Origin of the sequence: Liquorilactobacillus vini DSM 20605 (genome assembly GCF_000255495.1) — a bacterium.
Classification (GTDB): Bacteria; Bacillota; Bacilli; order Lactobacillales; family Lactobacillaceae; genus Liquorilactobacillus; species Liquorilactobacillus vini.
In genome coordinates this window covers 1-11,229 of sequence record NZ_AHYZ01000107.1, presented here as the reverse complement: position 1 = coordinate 11,229, position 11,229 = coordinate 1, and the positions used below count along the sequence as shown (strand labels likewise).

Annotated in this window: 10 protein-coding genes and 2 tRNA genes; 7 read left to right on the top strand and 5 right to left on the bottom strand. The window is 35.1% G+C overall.

Features of this window, described 5'->3' with window-relative positions:
• Positions 1-409: 409 nt before the first annotated feature.
• The gene (gene nhaC, locus ON15_RS06780) at positions 410-1,813 is read left to right on the top strand and encodes a Na+/H+ antiporter NhaC (RefSeq protein ID WP_010580735.1); all 1,404 of its coding nucleotides are present in this window, start codon (positions 410-412) and stop codon (positions 1,811-1,813) included.
• Between the two features lie 113 nt (positions 1,814-1,926).
• Here nhaC and ON15_RS06775 read toward each other — a convergent pair.
• Both ON15_RS06775 and ON15_RS06770 read right to left on the bottom strand, forming a co-directional pair.
• Positions 1,927-1,998: transfer RNA gene (locus ON15_RS06775), tRNA-Asn, on the bottom strand.
• Positions 1,999-2,115: 117 nt separating this feature from the next.
• Positions 2,116-2,955 carry an aldo/keto reductase gene (locus ON15_RS06770; protein WP_010580734.1) on the bottom strand — a complete coding sequence of 280 codons (840 nt, stop codon included), beginning with the start codon at positions 2,953-2,955 and terminating at the stop codon, positions 2,116-2,118.
• 222 nt (positions 2,956-3,177) lie between these two features.
• On the opposite strand from ON15_RS06770, the gene ON15_RS06765 reads away from it, so the two are divergent.
• Positions 3,178-3,552: a hypothetical protein gene (locus ON15_RS06765; RefSeq protein ID WP_010580733.1), complete on the top strand. Its 375-nt coding sequence runs from the start codon at positions 3,178-3,180 to the stop codon at positions 3,550-3,552.
• A 192-nt stretch (positions 3,553-3,744) separates the two neighbouring features.
• Here ON15_RS06765 and ON15_RS06760 read toward each other — a convergent pair.
• The 3 genes from ON15_RS06760 to ON15_RS06750 form a co-directional block, all read right to left on the bottom strand.
• Positions 3,745-3,817, bottom strand: a tRNA-Lys gene (locus ON15_RS06760).
• Positions 3,818-3,948: 131 nt separating this feature from the next.
• Positions 3,949-4,503, bottom strand: a complete 555-nt coding sequence (locus tag ON15_RS06755) for an ECF transporter S component (RefSeq protein ID WP_010580732.1) — start codon at positions 4,501-4,503, stop codon at positions 3,949-3,951.
• A gap of 3 nt (positions 4,504-4,506) precedes the next feature.
• On the bottom strand, positions 4,507-5,361 hold the full coding sequence (locus tag ON15_RS06750) for a PfkB family carbohydrate kinase (RefSeq protein WP_010580731.1): 855 nt from the start codon (positions 5,359-5,361) through the stop codon (positions 4,507-4,509).
• Between the two features lie 211 nt (positions 5,362-5,572).
• On the opposite strand from ON15_RS06750, the gene yycF reads away from it, so the two are divergent.
• The 5 genes from yycF to ON15_RS06725 are packed head-to-tail and all read left to right on the top strand — an operon-like array spanning position 5,573 to position 11,199.
• Positions 5,573-6,283: a response regulator YycF gene (gene yycF, locus ON15_RS06745; RefSeq protein ID WP_010580730.1), complete on the top strand. Its 711-nt coding sequence runs from the start codon at positions 5,573-5,575 to the stop codon at positions 6,281-6,283.
• A gap of 38 nt (positions 6,284-6,321) precedes the next feature.
• Positions 6,322-8,178: a cell wall metabolism sensor histidine kinase WalK gene (gene walK, locus ON15_RS06740; protein ID WP_010580729.1), complete on the top strand. Its 1,857-nt coding sequence runs from the start codon at positions 6,322-6,324 to the stop codon at positions 8,176-8,178.
• On the top strand, positions 8,168-9,523 hold the full coding sequence (locus ON15_RS06735) for a YycH family regulatory protein (protein ID WP_010580728.1): 1,356 nt from the start codon (positions 8,168-8,170) through the stop codon (positions 9,521-9,523). The genes walK and ON15_RS06735 overlap by 11 nt, the downstream gene beginning before the upstream one ends.
• A gap of 12 nt (positions 9,524-9,535) precedes the next feature.
• Positions 9,536-10,348 carry a two-component system regulatory protein YycI gene (locus tag ON15_RS06730; protein WP_010580727.1) on the top strand — a complete coding sequence of 271 codons (813 nt, stop codon included), beginning with the start codon at positions 9,536-9,538 and terminating at the stop codon, positions 10,346-10,348.
• 38 nt (positions 10,349-10,386) lie between these two features.
• Complete coding sequence (locus ON15_RS06725) at positions 10,387-11,199, top strand: MBL fold metallo-hydrolase (protein WP_010580726.1); 813 nt, start codon at positions 10,387-10,389, stop codon at positions 11,197-11,199.
• The last annotated feature ends 30 nt before the right edge of the window (positions 11,200-11,229 follow it).

The following is an 11,229-nucleotide window of genomic DNA, read 5'->3' as shown; positions in this document are numbered from 1 at the left end:
CTAAGGATAAAAAATAATTGACAGTTTGTCAGCTAGATGCTATGCTCAATGTAATTTAATTTAGAAAGCGGAATGCCATATTAAGTAGTCTTGCTAGCTGGGTGTCAGGAATTTGGTGGTTGCTGCGAACCAATCAGGTTAGTTTGATGAAATACCATGGCAGAGTTTCAATATGAACGGCTAACACAACGTTATGGTGTTAATGAGTGGAAACTTGGCTTAAGTCAGTTTTAATTTGGGTGGTACCACGGATAATTCGTCCCTATCGTATTTTATTACGATAGGGATTTTTTTAGTTCAAAAAACAGGAAGGAATTATTTTATGAAAAAAGCAGGGGGACTTCTTCGATATTCAAAGTAAATTGTTTGTTTTGAATAACAATTGTTTTGGATGAAAGGAAGCTATAGTATGGAAAAGAAGATAAAAATCAGTGTGTTTGAAGCAAGTATGATACTAATTATTGTTTTGACGATTATGGGAATTGGTGTGATAGGAATCGGACTATCTCCGCAAGTACCAGTTATGTTGGCAATGAGCTTTGTGATTCTGTGGTCAAAGTTAAGGGGATTTGACTGGCTGAATGTTAATGCAGGAATAAAAGATGGTATTGAGAAGGGAATTGTTCCAATTCTTATATTTATCCTAATTGGTGCAATGATTAGTACTTGGATTGCAGCTGGTACAATTCCAACCTTAATGGTTATTGGTTTCAAAATAATTAGTGTTCGCTGGTTTTTGCCATCAGTTTTTATTGTTTGTACCTTAGTTGGCAGCGCAGTCGGCAGTGCGTTTACCGTTGCTTCAACGGTTGGCATTGCTTTTATGGGTATGGGGATTACGATGGGATTGAATCCAGCAATGGTTGCAGGTGCAATTATTGCTGGTGCAATTTTTGGTGATAAGCTTTCACCGTTATCAGAAACTAATAATTTAGCAGCTGCGGTTGTTGATACAGATTTATTTCAACATATCAAAGATTTGTTATGGACAATGGTTCCAGCTGGAGTTGTCACCTTGGTTTTGTTTATTCTTTTAGGGCATGATGATGCTCGAAATAGTTTGGCTAAAATTAATCAAACTGTTCAAGTTTTGCAAAACAATTTTAATATTTCTTTTTGGGTTTTATTACCGATTATTTTAGTTTTTGCGTGTGCCGCTTTTAAAATGCCTGCAATTCCAACTATGTTATTGAACGTTTTGGTAACAAGTGTTATTATTTTGATTCAGCAGCCAGCTTTAACAATGAACAAATTAGCAACCATTATTACAAATGGATATGTTGCCAAAACAGATAATTCAACAGTTAATACACTGCTTTCACGTGGGGGAATTGTTAGCATGATGCCAACCGTAGCCTTGATTGTATTAACTTTATCACTGGGAGGTTTACTAGTTAAATTTAAATTGATTGCTACTTTGATGGAACCACTGAATCAACATTTGGACAGTAGTTTGAAACTGATTGCAGCTGGTTTAGCAGCATGTTTAGGAATCAATGTTTTTGTTGGTGAACAATTTTTATCAATCATTCTGCCGGGGAGAGCATTTAAAACGGCTTTTAATCAAGGAGGACTTTCAAATGATGCACTAGGACGAGTTCTTGAAGAAGGGGGGACAGTTATTAATTACCTGGTACCATGGGGAGTTGGTGGAGTTTTTTTAGCCAATACGCTTGGAGTTGCGACTGTTGCTTATTTACCATTTGTTTTCTTCAGCCTGCTTTGTCCAGTATTTTCAATATTAAGTGCAATCAGTGGGATCGGTTTATTAACAAGTAATAAATCAGCTGCATTGCCAGAATTAAAACCGTAAAGTCAAAAAGATTAGATGTTTAACAACTGTGTTTCTTGATTGTTTCATGTGAAACAATCAAGAAACAATCCAACAGAAAGCAAAAAAAAAGAGTTCACCAACTCTTTTTATAACTGCTCAGGCAGGGTTCGAACCTGCGACCTCTTGATTAACAGTCAATTATTCTACCACTGAACTACTGAGCAATAACTTATCGACATATAATATTAAACCATAAATTCGATAAGTTGTAAATACTTTTTTTTGCAAACATTAAAGAATCGTGATTAAATCAAGCTAATTCTAAGAATTAATAATGTTTTTTAATTAAATTCTTCATATTCATTAGGATCTTGTCCATCAATTCGTCCGTCAGCTTTTTCTAAAGAATTGATTTTTAAAAGTTCATCATTGGTTAACTTGAAATCAAAGATATCAAGATTCTGTCGTTGATGAATTAAACTGCTTGATTTAGGGATTGGAAGAATGCTCCTTTGATTGTGCCAGCGCAAGATAATTTGAGCAGGACTTTTTTGATATTTTTCAGCTAAATCAATAATAATCTGTTCATTAAGAGCAGCACTTCCACGACCAAGTGGACTCCAGGCTTCAGTGATAATTCCAAGCTTTTGATTGGCTTGCAACATGCGTTCTTGTACCCAATAAGGATGTACTTCAATCTGATTAACTGCCGGGACAACACCTGTTTCCTTAATTATTCGATTTAAATGCTGGGGTTCAAAATTGGAAACACCAATTGAACGAATCAAGCCTAACTTTTGAGCTTCAACCATTGCTTTCCATGCTTCAGGATACAAACCACGTTTAGGTAATGGCCAATGAATCAAGTACAGATCAAAATAGGTTAGTCCCATTCGACAAAGTGATTCTTGAATGCTATCCAGTGTGTCATTAAAATGATGATATTTACCTGGCAGCTTCGTAGTAACGAAAAACTCAGCTCGAGGAACGCCTGAACGACGAATTGCTTCACCGACAATGCCTTCACTGTCATAATTAGTTGATGTATCGAGTAAACGGTAACCGTCTTGAATGGCCGATAATATTTGATCAATTCCTTGACCGCCACGAATTTGATAAGTGCCTAACCCGATCGCTGGAATATAGTGACCATCATTAAGCAAAAGACTTGGAATTTTCATGTAATTAACCTCCAAATTTATTAGATTATGTATGATTAGTTTATGACTAAACTAATTTTTTGCAAAATATTTTGTTTTTACGTTGTTAAGAATCAATTAGAAACAGTAGTATCACTTAATTGAGTAAGACTTTTGTAGTAATGGTAAATACAGCAAAAGCCAGATAAACTTTTAGTTTACAAAGCAAACAGATGTTCGTATAATTACTTTGGGTGAATTAAAATGAAAATCAGACGAATTACTGAAGTAGAAGCAGAATTTTTTTTAAAAAATTATTATCAAGATAGGGGGATGTTGAAGTGGCAAGGCTTTTTCTTGAGCGATCATACCGAGGCGCTAAAAAAAGCTGCTAATCAGCAAGCTCCAAGTTATCTTCCTAAACAAAACCAAGAGACTATTGCTGATCTTTTAAAATTTAGCTGGCTATCGAAAAGAAAGATTTTAGTGCAGCTAGATCAATATCAAACCAAAGGAAAAGGAATAATCGAATATATTGGTCTAGTTAAAGGATATAATGAAAATAGCATAATTTTAGATACTGGTGATCTTCAAGTAAGCTTTGATTTGGAAGATATTAGAGGATGCAAAACAATTTAATTTTATTAGGACTGTTTGAAAAAAAGCTGCTACTCATTTTGAGTAACAGCCACTCACTGCCAGAAGATATTTTGATCCTCTTTTTGATTCTCTTTTATTATTATTTATTAGAAATATACGAACATATATAAAAATAAAACCAGTAATAAAAGCGATTCTAGCGCTCATTATTACTAGTTAGTAAACCTTTGATGGGTGGCCAGGGGATCGAACCCTGGACCCACGGATTAAGAGTCCGTTGCTCTGCCAGCTGAGCTAGCCACCCAAATAGATCATATCAACAAGAAATATCTTACCATAAATAGATACATTTTAGCAATAGCAAATTTATAAATTTTTATTGGACAATTTAAAAAGCTGGCAAAGCATTTAATTAGATAAAAAGTTATTTTAAAATTAATTCATAAAATGAGCAGCAGTAAAAATCTTTTTGGCTAAGAAATATAAGATTGGGACACAAATAGCTGTTGAAATTGAATTGATCACGGTTGCAGGCAAACTTAGAAAAGAGGCAACTAGGGCAGTTTTGAAAGCTGTTCCAACCATTAAAGCTTCAACAATTGAAACACAATATGAAGTTACAATTTTAGTTGCTCCAGCAGCAATTGCGATCATGATTATGTATTTTTTAGAATCTTGATAGTGAAAAACGCGATAAATCCCTTCTATTACCACAGCAACTACCAAGACTTCTAACATGGTTAACCATGAAGTTGCAGCGTAACCATTTAAAATGTCGAATCCTCCTAAGCCAATGATTCCAGCAAGAGCACCATTGCGGAAACCAAGAAACAAAATTGCTAAGGCAGCTAGTGTGTTTCCAAAATTAATAAAAGGACGACCAACCAGCGCTGGAATTGGAATTCGCAAAATAAAAATGCCTAAATAAATAATTGCAGCAAATAAACCAGTCAGGATGATGCTTCTTAATGAGTTTGGTTCTTTTCTCATAATTTACTTTCCCCTTTCAAACTCTAATTGCTTTAATAATACGGGTAGTTGTGAAGAATAATCAAGTCCAAATCGTTGATCTGAGGGATTTTTTGCTTTAACGGCACTAATGCTTTTTGAAATGAAATTCATTGAGAGCTTTACGGCGGTTAGCAAATCATAATGATGAATTAGATAAGTTAACAGCAAACTTGCAAATACATCACCAGTTCCAAAGAAATCCCCTTGTTTTTTAGTAACAGTGACTTGCCATATTTCCCGGGAAAAGTTTTCAATTCCTAAAACAGCAATTTGATTTTTTAATTTAACGCCAGTCAGAACAATTGCTGCAGCTGGAAAAATATTCTTTAAGCCACTAAGCAAAGCTTGAGCTGTAGCTAAGGTGATTGAACTATTAGTTGGAGCTTGGCCGAGCAGTAACTCTGCTTCAGTTACATTAGGAGTTAATAAATCTGCGTGACTAGCAATTTTTTTGATTTGGGATACGTAATCTAAATCAAAGCCACGGTATAATTGACCATTGTCGGCCATTGCAGGATCCAGTAAGATGAATGAATTCTTGGCACTGAGCAAAGGTAGGTAATTTAAAATTATTTTTGCCGGTTGTTTGCCTAAATAACCTAATAAAATATTAGAGAAAGTCAACGGGATTGTTTGCCAGTGGTGAATTATTTTAACCATTTCATTGCTTAGATCTAAGTAAGTATTATTGCCGAAGCCACCGGTATGGGTTGAGAGTAGTGTAGTCGGTAAAATAGTTGGTTGACATCCAGCTGCACCTAAAATCGGCAAAGCACTAGTAAGTGAAACTTGACCTGCGCAAGAAAGATCTTCTACGATCAAAGTATTTAGCTCCATTGAACAGGGCCGCCTTCCTTATTATAAGTATAAGCTATTATAGCATGATTGAGTTTTTTAAGCTGGTTTTGCTTTGGGTTTTAGATAGGTTATAATATAAAATGTAATCCTTTTTATAATAGAGAAAGTTAAGTGTCTGTGACGATTTTTGCTGATTTAACAGCAACGTAAAAACTCTTTTAATAAAAGAGTCAGGGAGGAATCTTTTTAAATGAAGAAAATTTTAGTTGTCGATGACGAGAAACCAATTTCTGATATTGTTAAATTTAATCTTACTAAAGAAGGATTTGATGTTTATACAGCTTATGATGGACAAGAAGCATTAGATCAGGTAGAAAAAGTCAAGCCGGATTTAATCTTGTTAGATTTAATGCTACCTAAAATTGATGGCTTGGAAGTAGCTCGTCAGGTTCGTAAAAAGTATGATATGCCAATCATTATGGTTACAGCTAAAGATGCTGAGATTGATAAAGTTTTAGGCTTGGAATTAGGTGCGGATGATTATGTTACCAAGCCGTTTTCTAATCGTGAATTAGTAGCTAGAGTTAAAGCAAATTTGCGGCGTCAATCAACGGTTGCTGCTAATGCACAGCAGGATGAAAAAGAAAATAATGATATTAGAATTGGTGATTTAACGATTCACCCAGAGGCATACACTGTTTCTAAACGTGATCAGAAAATTGAATTAACTCATCGTGAATTTGAATTATTGTATTATTTAGCACGGCATACTGGACAGGTAATGACGCGAGAACATCTTTTACAAACAGTATGGGGGTATGATTACTTTGGTGATGTTCGGACAGTCGATGTTACTGTGAGAAGGCTCCGAGAAAAAATTGAGGACAATCCAAGTCGACCGGTTTGGCTAGTTACCCGACGCGGAGTAGGTTATTATTTGCGTAATCCGGAAGAAGATTAATTGTAAAATTGTTAGTAAAAGTATGAGGCTGGATTCTCATGAATAAAAAATTACATTTCTTTCAGTCGATCCATTTTAAAATTGCTTTAGTTTTTGCGTTGCTGCTGTTAATAACTTTTCAAATTGTTGGTGCTTATTTTTTACAACAATTAAAGCGCGAAGATATAAAAACTTTTAAACAACAAACCGAGTTGTCAAGTTATGTGGACAATTCCTTGATTCATAATTTGACTAAAAGTAATATTCAACAAGCAGATGATAATATCCGTGATCTACTGGAAGATACTAATAACTCAAATATAACCGAAATCCAAGTAGTCGATACTAAAGGAACAGTTCGTGGAGACAGTGATGTCAATAATCAAGATCTAGTGGGACAAAAAGCGACTGATAGTGACATTAAACAGGTTTTATATAATGCTAAGACATATACTAAACTAACCTATGATCGTTCTGATAATAAACGTTACTACGTGTCAATCACACCATTATTTAGTGCAGGAGGCAATACTAATACTTTAGTCGGAGCGGTATATTTAAGAGCTAGTTTAGAGCCAGTATATTCAGCACTTAATAAGGTTACAACAATTTTTGTGACGGCTTCTTTAATTGCGACAGGATTGGGAATGATTTTGGCAATTTTAATTTCAAGTGCGATTACCAAACCAATTGATGAAATGAAAAAACAAACATCTAGGATTGCTCGTGGTGATTATTCTGGACAGGTACAGATATATGGTCAAGATGAATTAGGACAATTAGCCCAGGCGGTTAATAACTTATCGATTCGAGTTGAGGAAGCCCAGGAAGCTTCAGAAGCGGAACGGCGACGGCTGGATAGTGTGTTATCACATATGTCAGATGGTGTGATTGCTACTGACCGTCGTGGTAATGTGATCATCATGAATGAAACTGCTTCAGAAGATCTGGATATTGATGCTAATATAGCTGAAGGACAGTCGATCTTAGATATTTTAAATATTCGTGGTCGTTATACTTTACGTGATTTGCTTGAAAATCAAGATGAAATAGTAATTGACCTATCTGATGAAAACCATGAACAGATTTTGAATGCCTATTTTTCATTGATTCAACGTGAATCTGGTTTTATCAGTGGATTGGTCTGTGTGTTGCATGATGTTACTGAGCAACAGCGGATCGATCGTGATCGTCGTGAATTTGTTTCCAATGTATCTCATGAATTAAGAACGCCTTTAACCAGCGTTAGAAGTTATATTGAAGCTCTGAATGATGGTGCTTGGAAGGATTCCCAAGTAGCACCCAAATTTTTAAAGGTTACTCAGGATGAAACTGATCGGATGATTCGCATGATCAATGATTTGCTGAGCTTGTCGCGAATGGATTCTGGAACCGCAAAATTAGAATTAGAATTGGTTAATTTAAATGAATTATATAATTATATTTTAGATCGTTTTGACATGATGTTAAAGAATCAACAACATAATAAAAAAGCAAAAAAATATTCGATTAAACGCGATTTTACTCGACGTGAACTATGGGTTGAAATTGATACGGATAAATTTATGCAGGTTATTGATAATATAATGAACAATGCCATTAAATATTCCCCTGATGGCGGTGTGATTACCTGTCGATTGCTAGAAACGCATAGCCAAGTGATTTTAAGTATCTCAGATCAAGGACTGGGGATTCCTAAAAAGGATATTGCCCACATTTTTGACCGCTTTTTCCGAGTCGATAAGGCCAGATCACGTGCTCAAGGTGGAACGGGTCTCGGGCTGGCGATTTCTAAAGAAGTAGTTGAAATGTTAGGTGGTAAAATTTGGGTCGAAAGTATTGAAAATAAGGGGTCGACCTTTTATATATCTCTGCCATATGAAGAATATGAGGAGGATTTGTGGGATGAAGGTTAATAATTGGTTATTACACCTTGGTTTAATAATTACGGTTGCCATCAGTTTGGTATTTACAACAATTATTTGGTTTAATCCGGCAACATTTCAACACGATTCTAAATCTTCGACGGCAACGGGAGATCAGTTAACAACCAAAACTAATAAAAAACTTGGTGACATTTACTTGCCGACTCAGATCGTTCAAAATAAAGAAGATCTTTCCTATCAATTATCAAGTAGCAAAGTGGATTTAGTTCAGAAAATGCGGCAGCAAATTAAGCACTGGACGCCAACCTCTATTTCCCAACAAAGTTTCAAAACAGATAATGACTATCAAGCATTGTTATATCAGAATAATGCACTGGTGTTAAATTATGGAGCAGCAGTCAATATTAACTTATTTAACCAGGCATTTGGTCAAAAAATCAAAAAATTTAGAACAGCTAAATATAATCGAATTTTAGTTTTACTGGGAAATAAACGCTGGATTTATTTGATGAACGATCAAAAAAGACAGGCATATTTAATAAAATTTCAATCCGTTTCGATCCAAAATTTTATGAATGATTTGACTTCAACAAACCTATTACAGCTGCCAGTTCATTATGTGTTGCAAAGCGGTCAGTATCAATTAAGTTATAATCAAACTGTCAAGCTGCCAAGTTATAGTTATTTGATCAATAAAGCCAGTGCAAGTTCCCTGGTACCACAGCTTTTAGGATCTGATAATCAATCAACGATTACGACAAAAGTTCAAAAAAATGAAACGATTTATGCTGATGGTGAGGATAATCGAATGCGGATTAATAATCAAACCGGCAAAATCGAATTTTCAAGCTATTCGAAGGAGAATTATTATGATGGGTCACAACGTTTGCACGTGAGACGCCTAAGTTATGATAGTCGTTTAAAACAGAGCTTTTTGCGGATCAGTTCTCTGAGTAACTATTTAGATAATGTTCGTTTTGCGGCTTACGATCCAACTGATAGTGAAGCTATTTTTCGCAGTTTTGTCGCTGGGTTCCCAATTATGACTAAAAATAGTTATGGTACTTTTAAAATTCAAATAACGAATTTTAGCGGTCAAAAATATGTATTTTCGATTTATAGTTTACAAGTCCAGCTTCCATCAAGTGGGCAACAAGTAACACTACCTGCGACTAGCCAAATTTACCAGCAGTTATTACAGGCAGGATTGTCAGCCAATAAAATTCAACAAATTGAGATTGGCTATCAGTGGCAGACCAATCATTCTTCAAAATTAGTTGTCGATTTAGTACCCACATATTTTGTTAAATATAATGGTCAATGGAACAGTTATCAAGCTTGGATCTCTGCTCGAACACAAACAACACAGCAATAAGGGGGTATCAGAATGAATTTTAAAAAAATTGAACTGATTTTCTTTATTGCTTTTATTTTGTTGGATATTTTCTTATTTGCTTCATATAGCCAAAAAGATGATGTAGTTGAGTCAACTGTTTCAACGACCACCAAACATAGTTCAAATTCAATTTTAAAAAGTATCAAAAGTGATCAGATTTCAGTTGGTGAATTATCGACTAAAAAGACCAATGGTTATTATATTGCAGCTTTCAATAAAGATGCGTGGCGTTCTGATGCTGGAAAATTGCATGATGTGCTTTGGACTTTTAATTCTCATCGGTTAACAGCAACTTTTGAGAACCGCATTAAGCTCAAAAATTCTGAAAAGCCCCAGCAAACACTCGATGAGGTAGTTAAGGATTCGACTAAAGTGATCAATGGTGATAAATACGTTTATGATAAGTATCTTTCAACGAGAAAAACAGTAGTTTATGTGCAGCAGGTCAAAAACAAACCAATTTATTCACCTACTGGACAGATTCGCTTTAATTTGAAAAAAAATTACGTTTTAGGTTATACTCAAAAATATATACCTGAAATTCAATCCTTAAAGGGTAAAAGACCAGTTATTAGCCAAGAGAGAGCGTTAATTTGGCTGTATCAGTATAATAAATTAGTGAATAATAGCACAGTAAAATGGATCAGATTAAGTTATACGCGGCTTTTAAATGCGAATAACAGCACGATTTATATTCCAACTTGGGTTCTAGCTGTAGAAAGTAATTCATCGGGAAGCGTTCAATATCGTCGAATCAATGCATTTACCGGTGCTTACATGGAAGAAAATGTATCGTTGCGTTAGTTAATTTAAGTTTTCTTTGAGAGGTCGAATTTAAAACAATGACAGATATTCAACACGATGACTTAAAAATTAGTGTGTTAGCCAGTGGCAGTACAGGGAACGTTACTTATGTTGAAACTCCAAAACGCAAAATATTGGTTGACGCAGGTTTAAGTGGTAAAAAAATTGCTAAGCTTATGGAATCAATTGGGCGTGATCTAGCTGAAGTAGATGATCTATTGGTGACACATGAACATAGTGATCATTGCCGAGGAGTAGGCGTTTTGGCACGGCGTTATCATCTAAATGTTTACGCTAATCAAAAAACCTGGCAAGCAATGGCTACAAAAGTCGGGAAAATTCCCGTTGATCAATGTAATGTTTTTGAAATGGGAGTAACTAAAAGTTTTGGAGATTTAGATGTTGAAAGTTTTGGCGTCTCGCATGATGCCGCTGCTGCACAGTTTTATCGTTTAAATCATCATGGACGTTCATTTGTTATTTTGACTGATACGGGCTATGTTTCAGAAAAAGTTGAAGGTACGATCAAGGATGCTAATGGATATTTAATTGAATGCAATCATGATCCCGAGATGTTGCAAATGGGTACTTACCCATGGTCGCTAAAGCAGAGAATTTTAAGTGATACTGGCCATTTATCAAATGAAGATGGAGCAGATGCAATGATCGATGTATTGGGAAATCATACTCAAAGGATCTATTTAGGTCATTTAAGCCAGGATAATAATGTTAAAGAACTAGCTCATTTAACAGTTGCTTCAATTATGAAAGAGCATGATTTGGCAGTCAATCATGATTTTAAAATTTTAGATACAGATCCTGACCGGGCGACTAGGCTGACGAGTATTTAAGAATTCATAATTCCTTTAAATTAATTGTAG

What these genes read in the sequence shown, in the direction of transcription:
- ON15_RS06725 (WP_010580726.1), top strand. Translation starts at nt 10,387, where the DNA reads ATGACAGATATTCAACACGATGACTTAAAAATTAGTGTGTTAGCCAGT.
- ON15_RS06750 (WP_010580731.1), bottom strand. Translation starts at nt 5,361, where the DNA reads ATGGAGCTAAATACTTTGATCGTAGAAGATCTTTCTTGCGCAGGTCAA.
- ON15_RS06730 (WP_010580727.1), top strand. Translation starts at nt 9,536, where the DNA reads ATGAATTTTAAAAAAATTGAACTGATTTTCTTTATTGCTTTTATTTTG.
- ON15_RS06770 (WP_010580734.1), bottom strand. Translation starts at nt 2,955, where the DNA reads ATGAAAATTCCAAGTCTTTTGCTTAATGATGGTCACTATATTCCAGCG.
- ON15_RS06735 (WP_010580728.1), top strand. Translation starts at nt 8,168, where the DNA reads ATGAAGGTTAATAATTGGTTATTACACCTTGGTTTAATAATTACGGTT.
- ON15_RS06755 (WP_010580732.1), bottom strand. Translation starts at nt 4,503, where the DNA reads ATGAGAAAAGAACCAAACTCATTAAGAAGCATCATCCTGACTGGTTTA.
- ON15_RS06765 (WP_010580733.1), top strand. Translation starts at nt 3,178, where the DNA reads ATGAAAATCAGACGAATTACTGAAGTAGAAGCAGAATTTTTTTTAAAA.
- nhaC (WP_010580735.1), top strand. Translation starts at nt 410, where the DNA reads ATGGAAAAGAAGATAAAAATCAGTGTGTTTGAAGCAAGTATGATACTA.
- yycF (WP_010580730.1), top strand. Translation starts at nt 5,573, where the DNA reads ATGAAGAAAATTTTAGTTGTCGATGACGAGAAACCAATTTCTGATATT.
- walK (WP_010580729.1), top strand. Translation starts at nt 6,322, where the DNA reads ATGAATAAAAAATTACATTTCTTTCAGTCGATCCATTTTAAAATTGCT.